The organism is Pseudomonas sp. PH1b (assembly GCF_000633395.1).
Taxonomy (GTDB): Bacteria; Pseudomonadota; Gammaproteobacteria; order Pseudomonadales; family Pseudomonadaceae; genus Aquipseudomonas.
The window spans coordinates 1-21,282 of the sequence record NZ_AYMU01000013.1 but is presented as its reverse complement, the minus strand read 5'-3'; the positions used below and the strand labels follow the sequence as shown (position 1 = coordinate 21,282).

Annotated in this window: 17 protein-coding genes; 10 read left to right on the top strand and 7 right to left on the bottom strand. The window is 63.0% G+C overall.

The genetic code is table 11. The features are described from left to right. Positions 1-102: 102 nt before the first annotated feature. Entirely contained in the window at positions 103-2,553 is a 2,451-nt protein-coding gene (locus U873_RS0121760; RefSeq protein ID WP_025130244.1) for a glycogen/starch/alpha-glucan phosphorylase, read from the bottom strand. 268 nt (positions 2,554-2,821) lie between these two features. Between U873_RS0121760 and U873_RS0121755 the strand changes: the two genes are divergently transcribed. After that, the gene (locus U873_RS0121755; protein ID WP_025130243.1) at positions 2,822-3,262 is read left to right on the top strand and encodes a YkgJ family cysteine cluster protein; all 441 of its coding nucleotides are present in this window, start codon (positions 2,822-2,824) and stop codon (positions 3,260-3,262) included. 247 nt (positions 3,263-3,509) lie between these two features. On the opposite strand, the gene typA is transcribed toward U873_RS0121755, so the two are convergent. Next, positions 3,510-5,330 (bottom strand): translational GTPase TypA, encoded by a 1,821-nt coding sequence (gene typA / locus U873_RS0121750; RefSeq protein ID WP_025130242.1) that lies wholly within the window; start codon positions 5,328-5,330, stop codon positions 3,510-3,512. A gap of 139 nt (positions 5,331-5,469) precedes the next feature. Continuing rightward, positions 5,470-6,924, bottom strand: a complete 1,455-nt coding sequence (thiI, locus tag U873_RS0121745) for a tRNA uracil 4-sulfurtransferase ThiI (RefSeq protein WP_025130241.1) — start codon at positions 6,922-6,924, stop codon at positions 5,470-5,472. A gap of 331 nt (positions 6,925-7,255) precedes the next feature. Here thiI and glnA point away from each other — a divergent pair, with 331 nt between their 5' ends. The 3 genes from glnA (at position 7,256) to U873_RS0121730 (ending at position 9,977) form a co-directional block, all read left to right on the top strand. Beyond that, positions 7,256-8,662, top strand: coding sequence for a glutamate--ammonia ligase (glnA, locus tag U873_RS0121740; protein WP_025130240.1), 1,407 nt, complete (start codon positions 7,256-7,258; stop codon positions 8,660-8,662). Positions 8,663-8,832: 170 nt separating this feature from the next. Then, entirely contained in the window at positions 8,833-9,393 is a 561-nt protein-coding gene (locus tag U873_RS0121735) for a chorismate mutase (protein ID WP_025130239.1), read from the top strand. A 77-nt stretch (positions 9,394-9,470) separates the two neighbouring features. After that, positions 9,471-9,977, top strand: coding sequence for a DUF4124 domain-containing protein (locus U873_RS0121730; RefSeq protein WP_025130238.1), 507 nt, complete (start codon positions 9,471-9,473; stop codon positions 9,975-9,977). A 13-nt stretch (positions 9,978-9,990) separates the two neighbouring features. Here U873_RS0121730 and U873_RS0121725 read toward each other — a convergent pair whose 3' ends face one another. Both U873_RS0121725 and U873_RS0121720 read right to left on the bottom strand, forming a co-directional pair. Continuing rightward, positions 9,991-11,178: a CaiB/BaiF CoA-transferase family protein gene (locus U873_RS0121725; protein ID WP_025130237.1), complete on the bottom strand. Its 1,188-nt coding sequence runs from the start codon at positions 11,176-11,178 to the stop codon at positions 9,991-9,993. A 32-nt stretch (positions 11,179-11,210) separates the two neighbouring features. After that, positions 11,211-12,932 (bottom strand): acyl-CoA dehydrogenase family protein, encoded by a 1,722-nt coding sequence (locus U873_RS0121720; protein ID WP_025130236.1) that lies wholly within the window; start codon positions 12,930-12,932, stop codon positions 11,211-11,213. A gap of 111 nt (positions 12,933-13,043) precedes the next feature. Here U873_RS0121720 and U873_RS0121715 point away from each other — a divergent pair, with 111 nt between their 5' ends. Together U873_RS0121715 and U873_RS0121710 are read left to right on the top strand one after the other, a co-directional pair. Continuing rightward, a complete protein-coding gene (locus U873_RS0121715; RefSeq protein ID WP_025130235.1) occupies positions 13,044-13,943 on the top strand; it encodes a LysR family transcriptional regulator in 900 nt (299 codons plus the stop codon). Between the two features lie 155 nt (positions 13,944-14,098). Continuing rightward, positions 14,099-15,523: an MFS transporter gene (locus tag U873_RS0121710; RefSeq protein ID WP_025130234.1), complete on the top strand. Its 1,425-nt coding sequence runs from the start codon at positions 14,099-14,101 to the stop codon at positions 15,521-15,523. Here U873_RS0121710 and U873_RS0121705 read toward each other — a convergent pair. Then, the gene (locus U873_RS0121705; RefSeq protein ID WP_025130233.1) at positions 15,506-16,600 is read right to left on the bottom strand and encodes a bifunctional transcriptional activator/DNA repair enzyme AdaA; all 1,095 of its coding nucleotides are present in this window, start codon (positions 16,598-16,600) and stop codon (positions 15,506-15,508) included. The genes U873_RS0121710 and U873_RS0121705 overlap by 18 nt on opposite strands. A 147-nt stretch (positions 16,601-16,747) precedes the next feature. Here U873_RS0121705 and U873_RS36755 point away from each other — a divergent pair, with 147 nt between their 5' ends. From U873_RS36755 to ntrC, 3 genes are read left to right on the top strand one after another with little or no spacing between them, the layout of a single operon-like run. Beyond that, entirely contained in the window at positions 16,748-16,975 is a 228-nt protein-coding gene (locus U873_RS36755) for a hypothetical protein (RefSeq protein ID WP_157838116.1), read from the top strand. Further along, the gene (gene glnL / locus U873_RS0121700) at positions 16,972-18,057 is read left to right on the top strand and encodes a nitrogen regulation protein NR(II) (protein WP_025130232.1); all 1,086 of its coding nucleotides are present in this window, start codon (positions 16,972-16,974) and stop codon (positions 18,055-18,057) included. The genes U873_RS36755 and glnL overlap by 4 nt, the downstream gene beginning before the upstream one ends. Continuing rightward, positions 18,054-19,490 (top strand): nitrogen regulation protein NR(I), encoded by a 1,437-nt coding sequence (ntrC, locus tag U873_RS0121695; protein WP_025130231.1) that lies wholly within the window; start codon positions 18,054-18,056, stop codon positions 19,488-19,490. The genes glnL and ntrC overlap by 4 nt, the downstream gene beginning before the upstream one ends. An 839-nt stretch (positions 19,491-20,329) precedes the next feature. On the opposite strand, the gene U873_RS0121690 is transcribed toward ntrC, so the two are convergent. Continuing rightward, positions 20,330-20,770, bottom strand: a complete 441-nt coding sequence (locus U873_RS0121690) for a hypothetical protein (protein ID WP_025130230.1) — start codon at positions 20,768-20,770, stop codon at positions 20,330-20,332. On the opposite strand from U873_RS0121690, the gene U873_RS0121685 reads away from it, so the two are divergent. Beyond that, entirely contained in the window at positions 20,769-21,224 is a 456-nt protein-coding gene (locus U873_RS0121685; protein ID WP_025130229.1) for a tRNA (cytidine(34)-2'-O)-methyltransferase, read from the top strand. The genes U873_RS0121690 and U873_RS0121685 overlap by 2 nt on opposite strands. Positions 21,225-21,282: the final 58 nt, after the last annotated feature.

Here is a 21,282-nt window from a genome sequence, read left to right as displayed (position 1 = left end):
CGCCAAAAGACACGAACAGAGGGCTAAAAAACCGCGTCAGTATAGCGACAAGGCCCAACAAACGTTGGGCCTCGCGCACAGTTCCAGAGTTTTCCTGGTCAATCAGTCCAGCGCCTTCCAGATCTGCGTGGCGTATTCGCGAATGGTCCGGTCCGAGGAGAACCAGCCCATCCGCGCGCTGTTGAGCACCGCCGAGCGCCACCACTCCTTGGTGTCGTGCCAACGCTCTTCGACCCGCGCCTGGGCACTCCAGTAAGCATCGAAGTCGGCGCAGACCAGGAAGCGGTCGTAGTCGATCAGCGAATCGATCAGCCCGGTGTAGCGCGACGGATCATCCGGGGAGAACACCCCGCCCCGGATGGCCTGCAAGACATCGTTGAGACGATGGGAAGCCGCGATGTCCGGCCCGGCACTGAATTCGCCGTTGCGCTTGCGTGCCTCCACCTGCTGGGCGCTGAGGCCGAAGATGAACATGTGCTCGGCGCCGACCTGCTCGCACATCTCGACGTTGGCGCCGTCCAGGGTACCGATGGTCAGGGCGCCATTGAGGCCGAACTTCATGTTGCTGGTGCCCGAGGCCTCGAACCCCGCAGTGGAAATCTGCTCCGACAGGTCGGCGGCCGGAATGATGCTCTCCGCCAGACTGACGTTGTAGTTGGGCAGGAACACCACCTTGAGCAACCCGCGCACGGTCGGATCGTTGTTCACCGTACGGGCGATATCGTTGGTCAGCTTGATGATCAGCTTGGCCTGGTGATAGCTGGCGGCAGCCTTGCCGGCAAAGATCTTCACCCGCGGCACCCAGTCGGTTTCCGGCTCGGCGCGGATCGCCTGGTACAGCGCCACGGTGTGCAGCAGGTTGAGCAACTGGCGCTTGTATTCGTGGATGCGCTTGACCTGCACATCGAACAGCGCCGCCGGGTTGACCGCGATGCCCAGGCGCTCGTGGATGATCGCTGCCAGGGCGCGCTTGCTGTGCAGGCGCTGCTCGGCGAACTGCTTGCGAAACGCCGGCTTCTCGGCAAAAGGCTCAAGCCCGCGCAGCAGTTCCTCTGGGCTGTCCAGCAGCTCAGGGCCCAATGCCTCCACCAGCATCTCGGTGAGCTGCGGGTTGGCCTGATACAGCCAGCGGCGGAAGGTGATGCCGTTGGTCTTGTTGTTGATCCGCTCGGGGTACAGCTTGTGCAGTTCAGAGAACACCGTGCTGCGCATCAACTGGGTGTGCAGCCCGGACACGCCGTTGACGCTGTGGGAGCCGAGAAACGCCAGGTTGCCCATGCGCACCCGGCGGCCGTTGTCTTCCTCGATCAGCGACACTGCCCGCAGCACGTCGAAATCATGCAGGCCCTTGGCCCGCAGGGCGTCGATGTGCTGGGCGTTGATCAGGTAGATGATCTGCATGTGCCGCGGCAGCATGCGTTCCATCAGGCCCACCGGCCAGGTTTCCAGGGCTTCGGGCAGCAGGGTGTGGTTGGTGTAGGACAGGGTTTCCACGGTGACCTGCCACGCTGCATCCCAGGCAATGCCGTGCAGGTCCACCAGCTGGCGCATCAGCTCGGCCACGGCGATAGACGGGTGGGTGTCGTTGAGCTGGATCGCCGCATGCTCGCCGAGGCTGAGCACCGAGTCGTGCATGTTCTTGTGGCGCCGCAACAGGTCCTGCAGCGATGCCGAAACAAAGAAATACTCCTGGCGCAGGCGCAGCTCCTGGCCGGCCTCGGTGCTGTCGGCCGGGTACAGCACCCGGGAAATACTTTCGGCCCGGGCCACTTCTGCCACCGCCCCCAGGTGGTCGCCGGCGTTGAAGCGCTCCAGGTGCAGGTCTTCCATGGCCCGGGCCCGCCACAGGCGCAGGGTGTTGACGCTGGCCCCGCGCCAGCCCACCACCGGCGTGTCGTAGGCCACCGCGCGCACGGTTTCCCCCGGCCACCAGACCTGTCGGCTATTGCCGGTCTCGTCGGTCACGGTGTCGACACTGCCGCCAAAACCGATGGAGTAGATCACCTCCGGGCGCTCGAACTCCCAGGGGTTGCCGAAATCCAGCCAGTGCTCGGTCTGCTCCTGCTGCCAGCCGTCGACGATGGCCTGGCGGAACAGCCCATGTTCATAGCGAATGCCATAGCCATGCCCGGCGATGCCCAGGGTCGACATGCTCTCCATGAAGCACGCCGCCAGGCGCCCGAGGCCGCCATTGCCCAGGGCCGCATCGGGCTCGAGCAAGCGGATGCGCTCCAGGTCCACCCCGAGGTCGGTCAAGGCCTCGCGGGCCACCTCCAGCAGCCCGAGGTTGCTCAGGCTGTCGAACAGCAGGCGGCCGATCAGGAACTCCAGGGACAGGTAGTACACCCGCTTCTGGCCCTTGCGGTAGATCTGCCGGGTGTGATCCATCCAGTGGTCGACCATATGGTCCCGCGCGGCCAGGGCAATGGCCTCGAACCAATCGTGGTCGAAGGCGTGATCCGGGTCTTTGCCTACCGCGTAGGTGAGTTTGGTCAAGACGGCTTCGCGGAAAGCGGCCACCTCAGCGTCACGAACAAGGGGTTCCTGAGTCATCGATACGACCTCTGACGAGATACACAGTGAGCATGGAATTGTCTGAGCCTAGTCGGTCTGACAGAAGGCAAAGGCTCTGGTTCGACGCTGTTTCAAATGGCTCGGTCAAAGAGAGAGTCTTCTGCGCCAGCCGGGGAAAAGATGCAGATGCCGTGCCGCCAGGCATTGAACGGCGCCACATGACGAAAAATCCGACACAAAGTTGTTCAAAAATCCACCAGTCCCGGTATGATCGCGCGCCCTGGAACATGCCGGAAAAACCACCTTGATGAAGTCCAACCTGATCGCCGCCGCGGAAATCGATCGTCTCGATACCTGGGCCAAATACTCTGCGCCCATGTGCGGTTCCTGCATGTCCAGCTGCTGCACCCTGCCGGTGGAAGTGAAGATCAAGGACCTGATCCGCATTGGCATCGTCGATGAATTCGAACGCGGCGAGCCGGCGAAGAACATCGCCAAGCGCCTGCAGAAGGAAGGCATCGTCGAGCGCTACAACCAGAAGTCGGAAATCTTCACCCTGCAGCGCATGAGCAACAACGACTGCCTGTATCTGGATCGTAAAAGCCGCCTGTGCACCATTTATGACAAGCGCCCGGACACCTGCCGCAACCACCCGAAGATCGGTCCGCGTCCGGGCTACTGCGCCTACAAGCCCAAGCCCCAGGTGCGTCCGACCAATACCAGCAGCCGGACCCTGGAACGCTTCTGAGCCTCCCCCGTCGCTGCTGTAGCCGCCCCGAGGCTGCAACTGCGATCGGCTGCAATGCAGCCGCAAAACAGCCACCACGACCGTTCAGGTAGCACTCGCCGCCCGGGTTGGCGGCCGCTGCGCGAGCGGTCGCTGTATCGCAGGCTCGGCAGCGGCTACAACTGAGGCTCCGGCGTTTTCTCCGGGCGAAAAAAAACGCCCCCGACCGCAAGGCCGGGGGCGTTTTCATTCAGCCGGAACTAAAGACTCAGTTCTTGGCTTTCTTGGCAGCGCGAGTACGCTCGCCTTCGTCCAGGATCTTCTTGCGAAGACGGATGGACTTAGGAGTCACTTCACACAGCTCGTCGTCCTGGATGAATTCCAGAGCCTGTTCCAGGGTGAAGCGAACAGGTGGAACCAGGGCGATGGTTTCGTCTTTACCCGAAGCACGCATGTTGTCGAGCTTCTTGCCCTTGGTAGGGTTGACGCCCAGGTCGTTGTCACGGCTGTTCAGACCAACGATCTGACCGTTGTAGATTTCCTGGCCGTGCTCGACGAACAGCTTGCCGCGCGCTTGCAGGGTTTCCAGGGAGTAGGTCAGGGCCTTGCCGGTTTCTACCGATACCAGTACGCCGTTCTGACGGCCGGACATGTGGCCGGACTTCATTGGAGCGTAACGATCGAAGATCGAGGTCAGGATGCCTGCACCGTTGGTCAGGGTCAGGAACTGGTTACGGAAACCGATCAGACCACGAGCCGGGATGTTGTACTCCAGGCGTACACGGCCCTTGCCATCCGGAACCATGTTGCTCAGGTCGCCCTTACGCAGGCCCATTTCTTCCATGACCTTGCCCTGGGATTCCTCAGGGATGTCGATGGTGACGTTTTCGAAGGGTTCCTGCTTCACGCCGTCAACTTCACGGATGATCACTTCAGGACGGCCAACGCCCATCTCGAAGCCTTCGCGACGCATGGTTTCGATCAGTACCGACAGGTGCAGCTCACCACGGCCGGAAACCTTGAACTTGTCAGCCGAGTCGCCTTCTTCAACGCGCAGAGCAACGTTGTACAGCAGCTCCTTGTCCAGACGCTCCTTGATGTTACGGCTGGTCACGAACTTGCCTTCTTTACCGCAGAATGGCGAGTCGTTGACCTGGAAGGTCATGGAAACGGTTGGCTCGTCAACGCTCAGTGGCTTCATCGCTTCGACAACAGTCGGGTCGCACAGAGTGTCGGAGATGAACAGCTCGTCGAAACCGCTGATGCAGACGATGTCGCCGGCAGCTGCTTCTTCAACGTCTACACGGTGCAGACCGTGGTGACCCATCAGCTTGAGGATACGACCGTTGCGGCGCTTGCCGTTGACGTCGATGGCCACCACCGGGGTGTTCGGCTTGACGCGACCGCGAGCGATACGGCCAACGCCGATCACACCCAGGAAGCTGTTGTAGTCCAGAGCGGAAACCTGCATCTGGAACGGACCGTCACGGTCAACGCTTGGCGCTGGCACGTTGTCGACGATCGACTGGTACAGCGGGGTCATGTCTTCGGCCATTTCGGTGTGGTCCAGACCGGCAATGCCGTTCAGGGCCGAGGCGTAGACGACTTTGAAGTCCAGCTGTTCTTCGGTAGCGCCGAGGTTGTCGAACAGGTCGAAGATCTGGTCCAGAACCCAGTCAGGACGCGCGCCCGGACGGTCAACCTTGTTGATCACCACGATTGGACGCAGGCCGGCTTCGAAAGCCTTCTTGGTCACGAAACGGGTTTGCGGCATAGGGCCGTCTTGAGCGTCGACCAGCAGCAGCACGGAGTCGACCATGGACATTACGCGCTCAACTTCGCCGCCGAAGTCGGCGTGGCCCGGGGTGTCCACGATGTTGATGTGGTAGCCGTTCCAGTTGATGGCGGTGTTTTTCGCCAGAATGGTAATGCCGCGCTCTTTTTCCTGGTCGTTGGAGTCCATCACGCGCTCGTCGTTGAGCTCGTTGCGCTCCAGGGTGCCGGATTGACGCAGGAGTTTGTCTACCAGGGTGGTTTTACCGTGGTCAACGTGGGCGATGATGGCGATGTTGCGTAGATTTTCGATCACTTGTGTATCTCGATCAGAGGATTCGGTGTGCTGACAAGTTATGGCAGCGATTAACAATAGAGTCAGGCTTTGCCGTTACAGCTTTACGGCGGCGTCGGGGGGACGGTGACGCAAGCCACAGGCAAACATCCCCGGGCACTTAGCTCGGTCTATAAACGCGCACATTGGCATGTCCCTCACTGAGCAGATGGTGAGCATGCAGGCGACTCATGACGCCTTTGTCGCAATACAGCAGGTACTGGCGCGTAGGGTCCAGTTCCTTGAAGCGGGCGTTCAATGCATAGAACGGCAGCGCTTTTACTTCGATGCCAGCCAAGTCCAGCGGGTCATCTTCCTCGGCATCCGGATGACGGATGTCGATGACGATCTGACCGGCCAGCGCTTCACTGACTTCTTCAATCTGCACATCCTGGCCCAACTCATCGATCACCCGATCGATCGGCACCAGTTTGGCCCGCTCGATCGCACGCTCGAGCACGGCCATGTCGAATTCTTTCTCTTCATGCTCGACGCGATGGCGCTTGGCATGGGTCTTGGGGTTCACCGAGATGACCCCGCAGTACTCCGGCATGTGCTTGGCGAAGTCGGCGGTGCCGATCTCCACGGCCAGGTCGATGATGTCCTGCTTGTGGCTGGCGATCAGCGGACGCAGCACCAGCTTGTCGGTCACGCAATCGATCACCGAGAGGTTCGGCAAGGTCTGGCTGGACACCTGGGAAATCGCCTCGCCGGTGACCAGCGCGTCGATGTGCAGGCGGTCGGCGATGCTCGACGCGGCACGCAACATCATACGCTTCAAAATGACGCCCATATGACTGTTGTCGACTTTGCCGAGGATTTCCCCGAGCACTTCCTCGAACGGCACGCTGACGAACAGCACGCGCTGGGAGCTGCCGTACTTCTTCCAGATATAGTGCGCAACTTCCATCACGCCCAGTTCATGGGCACGCCCGCCCAGGTTGAAGAAGCAGAAATGCCCCATCAGGCCGCGGCGCATGATCTGGTAGGCCGCCACCGTGGAATCGAAACCGCCGGACATCAGCACCAGGGTCTGTTCCAGGGCGCCCAGCGGGTAGCCGCCGATGCCATTGTGCTGGCTGTGGATCACGAACAACCGTTGGTCGCGAATTTCCATCCGCACTTCAACTTCCGGCGCTTTCAGGGAAATTCCGGCGGCGCCGCACTGCCGACGCAGTTGGCTGCCGACGTATTTTTCCACGTCCATGGAGCTGAATTCATGCTTGCCGGCACGCTTGCAGCGCACGGCAAAAACCTTCCCCGCCAGGGACTCGCCAAAGTGCTGGTGGCACTTGGCAACGATGTCGTCGAAGTCGCCCAGAGGGTACTCGTCGACCTGCAGGAAATGCGCGATGCCGGGCATGCAGCCCAGGCGCTCGGTCATGTCCTTCAGGGCCTTGGGCTCGCTGACGGCGGTTTCCAGCTCGAGGTTGTCCCATACACCATTGACCACCACGGCCGGGTCCAGGTCGCGGAGCACGGCACGGATGTTCTTCGCCAACTGACGGATGAAACGCGTCCGAACCGGGCGGCTCTTGATGGTGATTTCCGGGAAAACTTTAACGATTAGTTTCATGAAAACAGCGCGCGCTGGGCCAGCCGAAAAAGGGGGGCGCGGATTATAGCGGAAATTGCTCAAGGTTTAACCAGTTAATGTGCAGAAGGTTTTCGATGCACCAAAACGGGTCATTTATTGGCAAAGACGCTACATTGCAGTGCGCCAGATGCCGGCATTTGACCGAATCCGCCGTATAAAGCGTGATTTTGGGGCAGAAAACCCATCTCGGGGCACTGGCATGCAATTTGCTCCCTTGTGAGGCAGGTTGCCATGGCAGAGTATTCGCGCCGGCATCACCCACATTCTAAGGGCACTCCAACACCAAGCCCGAAGCCACCCGGAGGACACTATGTCGAAGTCGGTTCAACTCATCAAAGATCATGACGTCAAATGGATTGATCTGCGCTTCACTGACACCAAGGGCACTCAACATCACGTGACCATGCCGGCTCGTGATGCGCTGGATGAAGACTTCTTCGAAGCGGGCAAGATGTTCGACGGCTCCTCCATCGCTGGCTGGAAAGGCATCGAAGCCTCCGACATGATCCTGATGCCGGACGACAGCACTGCCGTACTGGACCCCTTCACCGAAGAACCGACCCTGATCCTGGTCTGCGACATCATCGAACCTTCGAGCATGCAGGGTTATGACCGCGACCCACGGGCCATCGCCAAGCGCGCTGAAGAGCACCTGAAGGCCACCGGTATCGGCGACACCGTATTCGCCGGTCCAGAGCCAGAGTTCTTCATCTTCGACCAGGTGAAATTCAAGTCCGACATCTCCGGTTCGATGTTCAAGATCTACTCCGAGCAAGGTTCGTGGATGTCCGACCAGGACATCGAAGGCGGTAACAAGGGCCACCGTCCTGGCGTCAAGGGCGGCTACTTCCCGGTTCCACCGTTCGACCACGACCACGAAATCCGTACCTCCATGTGCAACGCACTGGAAGAAATGGGCCTGACCGTCGAAGTTCACCACCACGAAGTGGCGACTGCCGGCCAGAACGAAATCGGCGTCAAGTTCAACACCCTGGTGAAGAAAGCCGACGAAACCCAGACCCTGAAGTACGTGGTGCACAACGTGGCCGATGCCTACGGCCGCACCGCCACTTTCATGCCCAAGCCTCTGTACGGCGACAACGGCTCGGGCATGCACGTGCACATGTCCATCTGGAAAGACGGCAAGAACACCTTCGCGGGTGAAGGCTATGCCGGCCTGTCCGACACCGCCCTGTACTTCATCGGCGGCATCATCAAGCACGGTAAGGCCCTGAACGGCTTCACCAACCCGGCGACCAACTCCTACAAGCGTCTGGTGCCAGGCTTCGAAGCCCCGGTCATGCTGGCCTACTCGGCGCGCAACCGTTCCGCTTCGATCCGCATTCCTTACGTGTCGAGCCCTAAGGCCCGCCGTATCGAAGCGCGTTTCCCGGACCCGGCTGCCAACCCGTACCTGGCCTTCGCTGCCCTGCTGATGGCCGGCCTGGACGGTATCCAGAACAAGATCCACCCTGGCGACGCTGCTGACAAAAACCTGTACGACCTGCCGCCTGAAGAGGCCAAAGAGATCCCACAAGTTTGCGGCAGCCTGAAGGAAGCCCTGGAAGAGCTGGACAAAGGTCGCGCGTTCCTGACCAAAGGCGGCGTTTTCAGCGACGACTTCATCGACGCCTACATCGCCCTGAAAAGCGAAGAAGAAATCAAGGTCCGTACCTTCGTACACCCACTGGAATACGAGCTGTACTACAGCTGCTGATCCGGTAGCGCCTGCGCGAACGGCGTGATGAAAAAGCCTCCTTCGGGAGGCTTTTTTTATGCCTGCAAAATAGCCGGAGTCTTGGCTGGCGAGGGATGCAGGTTTGACCGGTGCAGGGCGGTTGCGTGCATCATGGGCGCCACTTCATTGAACAATAGCCGAGCCTCCCCATGCCCTCACGCCTCACGCTGTACCTGGCACTGACCTGCAGTCTGTTCGCCACCGCCACCGCCGCCCGTGCCGCCGACGCCCCGACCGCCCTCGCCCCGCTGCTGGCCAGCATTGGCGAACGCCTGGACATTGCCGATCAGGTGGCCCTGAGCAAATGGGACAGTCACAAGGCCGTGGAAGACCGCCCGCGGGAACAGCAGGTGATCGCCGGGGCCGCGAGCCAGGCCGCCACCTATCACTTGGGCCAGGAGGTGGTGGAGCCATTCTTCGCGGCCCAGATCGAAGCCAACAAACTGGTGCAGTACGCCAGGCTTTCCACCTGGCACCTGCAGGGCAAGGCGCCGGATACGCCACGGGCGGACCTGGTCGGGCAGATTCGTCCGCAACTCGATCGGTTACAAAAGCGCCTGTTGCAGCAACTGGCCGATTTCAGCCCTCACCGTACCGACCCGCAATGCCCGCAATGGCTGGCCCAGGCCAACAAGACCAGCAGCACCGACCCACTGCGCCAACTGGCGATGATCCGCGCCACGGCCGAGTTATGTGTGTTCAAAGGTTAACCACGGCCACGCCAATGGGTGTGGCGCCCTATGCTGGAGCCTTTCCAGCGAAGGCCCTCGCGGCCGGGAGCACTGTCATGCGGGCCGCAGTCTTTTGCCTGCTGTGGATAATCACCCTGCCGGCCATCGCCCAGATCTATCAGTACACCGATGGGACGGGCCATCGCGCCTACAGCGACCAGCCGCCGAAGACCGGGCACCCGTCGATCGAGACGTCCGTGGTCAATCGCATGCCGAGCCCCACGCCACTGCCCCGGGAAACAGCGCCAGCGCAAGCACCCACCCCCAGGCCCTACGCCCGGCTGCAGTTGAGCGCAGTGCCAGAGCACGCTGCGTTGCGGGCCAACAATGGCAGCTTCAGCGTGCAGGTGGAGTTGCAACCGGAGCTGCAGGCGTCCCACCGCCTGCGCCTGGTACTGGACGGCAAGCCCTATGGCCTCGCCACGCCTGGGCCAAGCCTGCCATTGGTGAACCTCGACCGGGGCGAGCATCGCCTGGCAGTCCAGGTGCTCGACGGCCAGCAGCAAGTCTTGCAGCAGAGTCCGGACCTCACCTTCACTCTGCTGCGAGCCCGCCGGCCCTGACCCTGCGCCGGCCTCAACCCCGTACCACACCGCTGGCCAGCAGGGCGGCGATGGTCGGCTCATCCAGCCCCAGCCCCTCCAGCACCGCACGGGTATGCTGCCCCAGGGTCGGCGGGGCACTGTGGTAACTGGCCGGGGTACGCGAGAGCTTCACCGGAGAGCCAATACCCCGGTAGTCGTCGATCTCCACCAGCAGGCCGCGGTGCCGGGTGTGGGGATGAGCCACGACCTGATCGACGGTGGCAATCGAACCGCAAGGCACCCCAAGGCCGATCAACCGCTGGGCCAGTGAGGGACCATCATGGGCTTGCAGGTGCCGTTCCAGCTGTTGCTTCAAGGCCTCGCGATTGACCGAGCGCTGGCCGTTGTTGGCGAAGCGCGGATCATCCAGCAACTCGCAGGCTCCCAGTTCCTGGCACAGGCGGGTGAACTGGCGGTCGTTGCCGACAGCGAGAAAGATCGGCTCGCCAGCCGTGCGATAGCTGTCGTACGGAGCGATGTTGGGATGGGCGTTGCCGGTGCGCCGCGGGGTCTTGCCGGCGGCGAAATAGTTCGGCAAATGCGGGTGCAGCAACGAAACGCCACAGTCGTACAGGGAAATGTCCAGGGACTGGCCCAGGCCGCTGCGCTGACGTTCGTTGAGCGCCAGGAGAATCCCCGCCAGGGCATTCAGGCCGGTGACCATGTCGACGATCGGCAGGCCGATGCGCAACGGCCCACCCTCGTCCTCGCCGTTGACGCTCATCAATCCGGCCATGGCCTGGATCACCGCGTCATAGCCGGGCAAGCCGCCCAGGGGACCATCCTCCCCAAAGCCGGAAACCGCGCAGTGGATCAACGCCGGAAAACGCTGGCTCAGCACTTCGGCATAACCGATGCCCCAGCGTCGCAGGGTGCCGGGCTTGAAGTTCTCGATCAGCACGTCGGCCCCTTCGAGCAGTTGCATCAGCAACTCCAGGCCTTCGGGGCGGGACAGGTCGACGGCGATTCCCTGCTTGTTGCGGTTGACGCCGCGATAGTACGAAGCGTCGGCGCCTTCGAAAGGTGGCCCCCAGCCCCGGGTTTCGTCGCCGCTCAGGGGCTCCAGCTTGATCACTTCGGCGCCATGGTCGGCCAGGGCCTGGGAACAGTAGGGACCACCGAGCACACGGCTGAGGTCGATGACTTTCAGGCCCGTCAGGGCCCCTTGGGCAAGCGTCATGAAAGTACTCCGGTGAGTTGCACAAAGGTCATTCAGGCCGGCAGTAGGCGCATGGCTTCGGCTTGGGACAGCGGGCTCTCGGTGGCCAGGCGCGCCAGCAGCTCGGCGTCGATTGGCGCATCCAGATTCAAGGGGTCACGGGGCAGGACCTTGTGCACCAGCACCAGGTGCGCCAGGGCCAGGCGCCGATAGTCCGGCGCCTGGCGCGTTGCTTCCCAGGCCATGAAAATCGCACTGGCCAGGTGGTACAGGACACTGCCGGCCTGGCGCACCTGCTCGTCCCGGCGTTGTTGCGCCACGTTGTGAAAGCAGGTCACGCTGCGCAGCAGGGCCGAGTCGAACAGCACGCGGCTGGCCTGGGGCAAATCGGCTTCGGCGAGCAACCCGGCCAGATACCCCTGCAGCGGTTCCAATGCCTGCTCGCGCGTCACCGCCCGGGCAATGTCCAGGGCGACGATATTGCTGGTGCCTTCCCAGATCGACCCCAGATGGGCATCACGTACCAGACGGGCATCGCTCCACTCTTCGATGTAGCCGACGCCGCCCCGAACCTCCATGGCATCGCCGGTCACTCGGCGGGCATCCCGGCAGGCGCGGAACTTGATCAACGGGGTGAGGATGCGCACGCACTTGCGCGCCGTCTCGTCACCGCCATCGGCCCGTGGCAGCAGGGTAGCGATCTGCATGAACATCGAGCGCGCCTGTTCGGTGGGCAGCATCATCTTCAGCAGTTGCCGCTGCATCAGCGGCATCTCGATCAGGTGCTTGCCGAACGCCTTGCGCTGGCGAGCGATGAACAGGGCCTCGTTGAGGCCGCGCCGCATCAGCCCCGCCGCACGCACGCCGTTGGACAGTCGCGACATGTTGATCATGTCGGCCATTTGCTGAAAGCCGCGGCCCACCTCGCCAATCAAATAGGCGCTGGCGCCTTCCAGGGTGATTTCGCCACTGGCCATGGAGCGGCTGCCCAGCTTGTCCTTCAGGCGCTGGATCCGGTAGTGGTTGCGCGAGCCGTCCGCCAGCACCTTCGGCAGCAGGAACAGGCTGACCCCGGCCATGCCCGCGGGCGCATCTTGCGGCCGCGCCAGGACCATGGCCAGGTCGGCATCCGGGTTGGAGCAGAACCACTTCTCGCCAAACAGGCGCCACTGGCCGTCTTCCAGCCGGGCACAGGTTTCGGTACGCGAGACATCGGAGCCGGCAGCCTGTTCGGTCATGAACATCGCCCCCTGGAACAACTGCTCGAAATCCTGGGACTGCAAGGATGGCAAGTAACGCGCCACCAGTTCCGGCGTACCGAACTTGCACAGGGTCCGGGTCAGCGAGTCGGTCATGCTCACCGGGCAGCACAAGCCGAACTCGGCCTGGACGAACAGGTAGGTCAGGGCGTACTTGATCAACGGCGGCGGGCCACCGGGCCGATGGCTCATGGCGGCCAGGCCCAGCTCGGCGTAGGCCACCCGTTCCAGGGCGACGTAGTCCGGGTGTTTGGCAATGCTCTGCAGGTTCTCGCCACGGCGGGTGCGCGGCTGCAGCACCGGCGGGTGCTTGTCCGCGGACAGGGCCAGTACATCAAGTTCAGCGCCGGCCCGGGCGCCCAGGCGCTGCAGGCTGGGCAGCCATTGCTGATAGACCGAGGGCGGCAGGTAAACCTTGAGCAACGCGGCCAGGCCGGCATCGCACTGGAAAAGGTTGATGCCCCGGCTGTCGGGGATGTTCAGGCTGTCTTCAATGGGGCGGGGCTCGGCGGTCATGGCGCGTCTCCTGATTTTTGTAGGCCGAGACTAGAGCCGCCATCGATAAGTATCTAATACAAAATTCATCAACTACGATAAGAAAACAATATCGTAGAAGCCGGGATCGCCATGGACCTCAAACAACTGCGCTACTTCGTCGCGGTGGCCGAAGAGCTGCACTTCGGGCGTGCCGCCAGCCGCCTGTGCATCTCGCAACCGGCACTGAGCTTCGACATCAAGAAACTCGAAGGGCAGCTGGATATCCAGTTGCTCAACCGCAACAACAAGTCCGTGAGCCTGACCAATGCCGGCCAGGTGTTGCTGGAGGAGGCGCGCTACCTGTTGCTGCGGGCCGAGCAGGCACGACGCCTGACCCAGCGCTCGGCCGAGGGTTTTGCCGGACGCCTGAGCCTGGGCTTCGTCAACTCGATCCTGCACCGCGGGCTGCCCCAGGCGGTCAAGGCCTTCGAACGCGACCACCCGGACACCGAGATCGTATTGATGGAAATGAACAGCGCCGACCAGGCCCAGGCCCTGCAGCGCGGCCAGATCGATCTCGGCTTCGTGCATGGCGGCACCTTTGCCGCCGGCATTCACAGCGAAACGCTGCTGGCCGAACCCTTTCTGTGCTGCCTGCCCCTGGGGCACCGACTGGCCCAGGTGTCGCGCATCGACCTGGCACAACTGGCCAACGACGACTTCATCCTGTTTCCCCGGGAAGTCTCGCCGCACTATCACGACCTGATCATCGCCCGCTGCGTAGCGGCCGGTTTCAGCCCGCGCATCCGTCACGAAACCCGGCTCTGGCAAACCGTGGTGGCAATGGTCACCCATGAGATGGGGGTGGCGCTGGTGCCCCAGACCCTGGCGATGATCGGCCAGCCGGGGGTGCGCTACTGCGAGATCGAAGGCCCGGGCGCGCCTTCGCAGATCCTGGCGATTCGCCTGGAGGCCAAGCCATCGGCCGCCGCCGAGAATTTCCTCGGCACGCTCAAGTCCCTGCTGCCACCCGTAACCACGGGGCCTTGAGCCTCGCCTGGCGATACGAAATCACGTATCAAACCATAAGATTTAATCATTATATTTTTCGATTCCCGCCTGTATAGGCTGCCAGCGGTCGGACCGTGCATGAGGTCCATGCGCCCGCCGCCGGTGCCTATAAAAATAACAAGCAGGAGTTGAACATGACCGCCGCCCTGGAAGCTGCCGCCCACAAGAAAGCCCGCAAGGCGGGCGTTGCCTCGTTCATCGGCACCACCATCGAGTGGTACGACTTCTACGCCTACGGGATCGCCGCCGCCCTGGTGTTCGGCAAGGTGTTCTTCCCCGCCGACCTGCCCCCGGGCACCGCCACCCTGCTGTCTTTCCTGACCTTGTGGGCCGGCTTCATCGCCCGCCCCATCGGCGGCATCATCTTCGGCCACATGGGCGACAAGATCGGCCGCAAGACCACCCTGGTGATCACCCTGATCATGATGGGCGTGGCCACCACCTGCATCGGCCTGCTGCCCGGCTACCTGCAGATCGGCATCTGGGCGCCGATCGCCCTGGTGACACTGCGAATCATCCAGGGCATCGCCGTGGGTGGCGAATGGGGCGGGGCAATCCTGATCGCCAGCGAAAGCGCGCCCAAGGGCAAGGGCATCCTCTATGCCGCCTTCGCCCAGCAAGGCTCTCCGGCCGGCAACCTGCTGGCGACCCTGGTGTTCTTCGGCCTCAGCGCCCTGCCAGCGCCGGACTTCCTGCTCTGGGGCTGGCGCATTCCGTTCCTGCTCTCGGCGGTGCTGGTGATCGTCGGCATGATCATCCGCCTCAAGCTCGAGGAGTCCGATGACATGAAGCGCCTGATCGAGCAGAAAAAGACCGTCAAACTGCCGATTCTCGAAGTCCTGCGCAGCCACTGGCGCATCGTGCTGCTGGGCGCCGGGGTGCTGCCGATCATCCATGTCACCTACTTCAAGAGCACCTTCGCCCTGTCCTGGGCCACCAAGGAACTGGGCTACAGCCAGGGCAGCTTCCTCAGCGTGATCGTCATCGCCCTGGTGGTGCAGTTCATCACCCAGCCCCTGGGCGCAGTACTGGTATCGCGAATCGACATGCGCAAGGCGATGGTGCTGATGGTGGTGCCAGAGTTGCTGCTGATGCCGATGATGTTCTTCGCCGTGGAGACCGGCACCTACTGGATTGCCGTGCTCGGCATGTGCCTGGCCACGGTGCCGCACTCGATGTTCTACGGGGCGGTGGGCGGTATCCTGGCCCGGGCCTTCCCGACCCGGGTGCGCTACAGCGGGCTGTCGATCTCCTACCAGCTGTGCTCACTGCTGGTGGGGGGCGCCACCCCGGTGCTGGCCCAGAGCATCCTCAACAGCACCGGCAGCATCGTCGGCGTGGCCATCGCCTCGGCCTGCTACACCCTGGTCTCGCTGGTGTGCATGCTGTTGCTGCTCAAGCGCATCGGCCACAACGCCTCCGAGCTGTCCACAGCGGAGCAGGCGGATGCCGATGAGCTGGCCCGGCAGGCCGGGCAGGTGCCCCCTCAGCACGCTGCCGACGCCCCGACGGAACCGGCCGCAGGCACTTGCCTGAACCAGCTACAAGCCGCTCGCTGACTCTCCCTGGGAAAGGCGCATCCGGCGCTCGTGCTCCAGCAGCCAGCGCTTGCGCCACAGGCCACCGCCATAGCCGGTGAGGGAGCCGTCGCTGCCAATCACCCGGTGGCAGGCCACCACGATGGCGATCGGGTTGGCCCCATTGGCCCGGGCCACCGCACGTATCGCTGAGGGCGAGCCGATCCGGCTCGCCACCTCGGCATAACTGCAGGTGCTGCCCAGGGGGATCGCCCGCAATGCCTGCCAGACCGTGCGGGTGAAAGGCGAGGCGTTCATCGCCAGGGGCGTCGTGAAGTCTCCAGACTCCCCGGCAAAGTAGCGCTGCAATTGCGCCTCGATCTGATCGATGGGGGCAAAGCGTCCGAAGCCGATGCTCGAACCGCTGTTTTTCTGCAGGCTCTGCAACTCGGCGGCCAGGGCCGGACGATCGAAGAACTCCAGCAGATGCAAAACCTGAGCGTCGGCCACCGCCAGCATCACGCCGATCGGGGTCTGCAGCCAATCCACCTTGAGCAGCTCGCGCCCCCGCAGGTTTGATGGCGGCTGGCCGGCAAGGCGCGTGAAGGCCCGGCGAAAGCCGCTGTCGGAATCAAAGCCGGCACTGAGCTGCGCCTCGATCACCGGCTCCCCCGAAGCCAACTGCTGCATGCCCTGGCCCATGCGGCGCAGGCGGGCCATTTCCAGGAAGGTCACCCCGAAGTAACGCTTGAACGCCCGCCGCACGGTGGAGGGGTCCAGCCCCAGGCGGATCAGGTCGCCCTCGTACCAACGGCGCTCGGCGTCATGCTCCAGGGCGTCGAGCAGGGTCTTGACCCAGGGCTCCTGGGCCCCGGCCCGCTCCAGGGGGCGACAGCGCAGGCAAGCACGGAAACCCGCTTCGAGGCAGCCCTTGATGGAGCTGAAAAACACACTGTTCTGACGCTTGGGCTTGCGCGCCGCACAGGTCAGGCGGCAGAACACACCGGTGCTTTTCACCCCGACGTAGGCAAAGCCCTCATAGGCCGGATCACGCTCCAGCAGCGCCTGGTACAGCGTGTCGTCGTCGGGAAGCTGGAACAGCAAAGTGGCGTTTTCCATGGCTCCATCCTGAATCCTGAAACATCGAGTCCGAACACTCTAAACCCGCTCCCCGTCAGCCACCGCTGAAAAACGGGCGTTGATTCCGCTGCTGCTGCGCACCCGGCGAGCACCTTGGGGAATCATGCACTATATTGGTGCAACACCATGCGCCCCGGAACCATTGCCAGCCCATTTTGGTTCGAAAATACCCGCCAGAGCTGGCAAAGCGCCACGCAATTGGGCTTGAAACGCCTGTTTCAAGGCTCGAACGCTTCTTTTCGGAGCCTTGGTTTGGTTTTTGCATTTTCTCCACATCAGCGCTTAACCCGTGCGCGCATTTCGGGGCCGGCCCTGAATCGTCTTGCTTCAAAAGAGGTCAACGTCTACCCATGACCATCAGCGATCCACTGCACCGTCTGCTTCTGGACAACCTGACCACCGCCACCATCCTGCTCAACGCCGACCTGCGCCTTGAGTACATGAACCCGGCGGCGGAAATGCTCCTGGCCATCAGTGGCCAACGCAGCCATGGGCAATTCATCAGCGAACTGTTCACCGAATCGGCCGAAGCCCTGAGCTCCCTGCGCCAGGCCGTGGAACAGGCGCACCCCTTCACCAAGCGCGAGGCGATGCTCACCGCCCTGACCGGCCAGACCCTGACCGTCGACTATGCAGTGACGCCAATCCTCAGCAATGGCGCCACCTTGCTGCTGCTGGAAGTGCACCCCCGAGACCGCCTGCTGCGGATCACCAAGGAGGAGGCCCAGCTGTCCAAGCAGGAAACCAGCAAGATGCTGGTGCGCGGCCTGGCCCACGAGATCAAGAATCCCCTGGGCGGGATTCGCGGCGCCGCGCAACTGCTGGCCCGGGAACTGCCCGAGGAAAGCCTCAAGGACTACACCAACGTCATCATCGAAGAGGCCGACCGCCTGCGCAATCTGGTGGATCGCATGCTCGGCTCGAACAAGCTGCCGTCCCTGGCGCTGACCAACATCCATGAAGTGCTGGAGCGGGTCAGCAGCCTGGTGGAGGCCGAAAGCCAGGGCTGCATCACCCTGGTCCGGGACTACGACCCGAGCATTCCCGACGTACTGATCGACCGCGAGCAGATGATCCAGGCGGTGCTCAACATCGTGCGCAACGCGATGCAGGCCATCAGCAGCCAGAATGGACTGCGCCTGGGGCGCATCACCCTGCGCAGCCGCACCATGCGCCAGTTCACCATCGGCCATGTGCGCCATCGCCTGGTGACCAAGATCGAGATCATCGACAACGGCCCGGGGATACCCGCCGAGCTGCAGGACACGCTCTTCTTCCCCATGGTCAGTGGCCGTCCGGACGGTACCGGGCTGGGCCTGGCCATTACCCAGAACATCATCAGCCAGCACCAGGGCCTGATCGAATGTGACAGCCATCCCGGCCACACCACCTTCTCGATCTTTCTGCCACTGGAACAAGGAGCCCCATCGACATGAGCCGTAGTGAAACCGTGTGGATCGTCGATGACGACCGTTCTATCCGCTGGGTCCTGGAAAAAGCCCTGCAGCAGGAAGGCATGACCACCCAGAGCTTCGACAGTGCCGACGGGGTGATGAGCCGCCTGGCCCGCCAGGCTCCCGACGTGATCATTTCCGACATTCGCATGCCCGGGGCCAGCGGCCTCGACCTGCTGGCGCGGATTCGCGAACAGCACCCGCGCCTGCCGGTGATCATCATGACCGCCCACTCCGACCTGGACAGTGCCGTCGCCTCCTACCAGGGCGGCGCCTTCGAGTACCTGCCCAAGCCGTTCGATGTCGATGAGGCGGTGTCCCTGGTCAAGCGCGCCAACCAGCACGCCCAGGAACAACAAGGCCTGGAGGTCGCCCCGCCCCTGACCCGCACCCCGGAGATCATCGGCGAAGCGCCGGCGATGCAGGAGGTGTTTCGAGCCATCGGCCGTCTCAGCCATTCCAACATCACGGTGTTGATCAACGGCGAGTCCGGTACCGGCAAGGAGCTGGTGGCCCACGCCCTGCACCGCCACAGCCCGCGGGCAGCCTCGCCGTTCATCGCCCTGAACATGGCGGCGATCCCCAAGGACCTAATGGAGTCCGAGCTGTTCGGCCATGAGAAAGGCGCCTTCACCGGCGCGGCCAACCTGCGCCGCGGACGCTTCGAACAGGCCGATGGCGGCACCCTGTTCCTCGACGAGATCGGCGACATGCCGGCGGAAACCCAGACCCGCCTGCTGCGCGTCCTGGCCGATGGCGAGTTCTACCGGGTCGGCGGGCATACGCCGGTCAAGGTCGATGTGCGCATCATCGCCGCGACCCACCAGAACCTGGAAACCCTGGTGCACGCCGGCAAGTTCCGTGAGGACCTGTTCCACCGCCTCAACGTGATCCGTATCCATATCCCGCGCCTCTCAGACCGTCGCGAAGACATCCCGACCCTGGCCCGACACTTCCTCAGCCGCGCCGCCCAGGAACTTGCGGTGGAACCCAAGCTGCTGAAGAACGAAACCGAGGAATACCTGAAGAACCTGCCGTGGCCCGGCAACGTGCGCCAGCTGGAAAACACCTGCCGCTGGATCACCGTGATGGCCTCGGGGCGCGAAGTGCACATCAGCGACCTGCCGCCGGAGCTGCTGAGCCTGCCCCAGGATTCGGCCCCCGTGACCAACTGGGAACAGGCGTTGCGCCAATGGGCCGACCAGGCCCTGGCCCGGGGCCAATCGAACCTTCTGGACAGCGCCGTGCCGAGTTTCGAACGGATCATGATCGAGACAGCCCTCAAGCACACTGCCGGTCGCCGGCGCGATGCAGCGGTCCTGCTGGGCTGGGGGCGCAATACCCTGACCCGCAAGATCAAGGAACTGGGAATGAAGGTCGATGGTGGCGACGAGGATGAGGGAGAAGAAGGCTGAAGCCTTCCCCCCTGCGTAGGAGCTGGCTTGCCAGCGAAGAGGCCCTTGCCCCTTGCAACGCGCTGACAAGCGCTTTCGCCGGCAAGCCGGCTCCTACAACAAGGTCCAGCGTGCACCAGGATGGGTTGCATGCACTGCCAGAAGGCGCAACGCAGCGCAATCGGGCACAGGCAAAACCTGGGTTCCACATCTGAAAACCTCTCCTTCGAAAACGCAAAAGCCCCGGAATACGGGGCTTTGTGCTGTTTATCCAGGCAGTTGAACCCGCCCCCGGCAAAATTGGCACGCCCCCTGCAATAACCCTCTCACTACCCAGTTTCGGGGACCTTGGTACAGGCAGGCCGGGGACTCCCCGCTTTAATACCGGGTTCGGCACGCACCGTGGGCCGAGCCCAGCGTTTCGGGAACCTCAGTACAGGCAGGCTGGGGATTCCCTCTTTAACACCCGGCCCATCCCGCTCACAGCGACGGGCCACGCTTTCGGGAACCTCGGTACAGGCAGGCCGGGGATTCCCTCTTTAACACCCGGCCCATCCCGCTCACAGCGACGGGCCCAGCGTTTCGGGAACCTCAGTACAGGCAGGCTGGGGATTCCCTCTTTAACACCCGGCCCATCCCGCCCACAGCGACGGGCCACGCTTTCGGGAACCTCGGTACAGGCAGGCCGGGGATTCCCTCTTTAACACCCGGCCCATCCCGCTCACAGCGACGGGCCACGCTTTCGGGAACCTCAGTACAGGCAGGCTGGGGATTCCCTCTTTAACACCCGGCCCATCTCGCCCACAGCGACGGGCCAGGCTTTCGGGAACCTCGGTACAGGCAGGCCGGGGATTCCCTCTTTATTCCTCCCGCAGGTGGATCGTCAGGCGCCAGCGCCCATCGACCTCATCCCCGCCCCAATCACCGCGCAACGGCCGGGCCGCCACCAGGTTCAGCAACAGGCCCTGGTCCGCCAGGCGGATTCGCCAGTTCACCTGCTTCCGATTGACCTGCAACTGGCCGTTTTGCCGATGCCCCTGGGCATCGATCAGCAACGCTACGGCGCCATCGACATGTTCACCGTGAAGCTTGGGCTCGTGGTTGAACCACAACACCAGGCCATCGGGGGCGACTTCAACCTGCTGCAACTCGACGGGATCGGGCTGGGTCAGGCGACCGATCATCAGGCCCACCATCATCCCGGCGATCGCCAGGGAGCCGAACACCCGCAGCATTAGCTTCGGCCGCGAGTACGCTTCAGGCGTAGAATGCAGCCTGTCTTTCTCTTCGGAGCCGTGCATGTTTCACGTCATCCTCTTTCAACCAGAAATTCCGCCGAATACCGGCAACGTTATCAGGCTGTGCGCCAACAGCGGCTGCCACCTGCATTTGATCGAGCCGCTGGGTTTCGAAATGGACGACAAGCGCCTGCGCCGCGCCGGCCTCGACTACCACGAATACGCCACCCTGCAGCGTCACACCGACCTTGCCAGCTGCCTGGAAAGCCTCGGCCACCCTCGCCTGTTCGCCTTCACCACCAAGGGCTCGCGGCCCTTCCACGACGCCAGCTTCAAGGAAGGCGACGCCTTCCTGTTCGGCCCGGAAAGCCGCGGCCTGCCTGCTGAGGTCCTGGAGGCCCTGCCGGGCGAACAGCGCCTGCGCCTGCCGATGCGCGAAGGCTGTCGCAGCCTCAACCTGTCCAACACCGTGGCCGTGGCGGTCTATGAAGGCTGGCGGCAACTGGGGTTCAAGTAGGGCCTGGCGTTCCCGGGCAAGCCCGCTCCTGCAGGTTTCGCCCGTGCATGAAAAAAGC

Excerpts from the sequence above, each read along its gene's own strand:
- U873_RS0121760 (WP_025130244.1), bottom strand. The coding sequence starts at position 2,553 with ATGACTCAGGAACCCCTTGTTCGTGACGCTGAGGTGGCCGCTTTCCGC.
- U873_RS0121755 (WP_025130243.1), top strand. The coding sequence starts at position 2,822 with ATGAAGTCCAACCTGATCGCCGCCGCGGAAATCGATCGTCTCGATACC.
- thiI (WP_025130241.1), bottom strand. The coding sequence starts at position 6,924 with ATGAAACTAATCGTTAAAGTTTTCCCGGAAATCACCATCAAGAGCCGC.
- glnA (WP_025130240.1), top strand. The coding sequence starts at position 7,256 with ATGTCGAAGTCGGTTCAACTCATCAAAGATCATGACGTCAAATGGATT.
- U873_RS0121735 (WP_025130239.1), top strand. The coding sequence starts at position 8,833 with ATGCCCTCACGCCTCACGCTGTACCTGGCACTGACCTGCAGTCTGTTC.
- U873_RS0121730 (WP_025130238.1), top strand. The coding sequence starts at position 9,471 with ATGCGGGCCGCAGTCTTTTGCCTGCTGTGGATAATCACCCTGCCGGCC.
- U873_RS0121725 (WP_025130237.1), bottom strand. The coding sequence starts at position 11,178 with ATGACGCTTGCCCAAGGGGCCCTGACGGGCCTGAAAGTCATCGACCTC.
- U873_RS0121720 (WP_025130236.1), bottom strand. The coding sequence starts at position 12,932 with ATGACCGCCGAGCCCCGCCCCATTGAAGACAGCCTGAACATCCCCGAC.
- U873_RS0121715 (WP_025130235.1), top strand. The coding sequence starts at position 13,044 with ATGGACCTCAAACAACTGCGCTACTTCGTCGCGGTGGCCGAAGAGCTG.
- U873_RS0121710 (WP_025130234.1), top strand. The coding sequence starts at position 14,099 with ATGACCGCCGCCCTGGAAGCTGCCGCCCACAAGAAAGCCCGCAAGGCG.
- U873_RS0121705 (WP_025130233.1), bottom strand. The coding sequence starts at position 16,600 with ATGGAAAACGCCACTTTGCTGTTCCAGCTTCCCGACGACGACACGCTG.
- U873_RS36755 (WP_157838116.1), top strand. The coding sequence starts at position 16,748 with ATGCGCCCCGGAACCATTGCCAGCCCATTTTGGTTCGAAAATACCCGC.
- glnL (WP_025130232.1), top strand. The coding sequence starts at position 16,972 with ATGACCATCAGCGATCCACTGCACCGTCTGCTTCTGGACAACCTGACC.
- ntrC (WP_025130231.1), top strand. The coding sequence starts at position 18,054 with ATGAGCCGTAGTGAAACCGTGTGGATCGTCGATGACGACCGTTCTATC.
- U873_RS0121685 (WP_025130229.1), top strand. The coding sequence starts at position 20,769 with ATGTTTCACGTCATCCTCTTTCAACCAGAAATTCCGCCGAATACCGGC.
- U873_RS0121690 (WP_025130230.1), bottom strand. The coding sequence starts at position 20,770 with ATGCACGGCTCCGAAGAGAAAGACAGGCTGCATTCTACGCCTGAAGCG.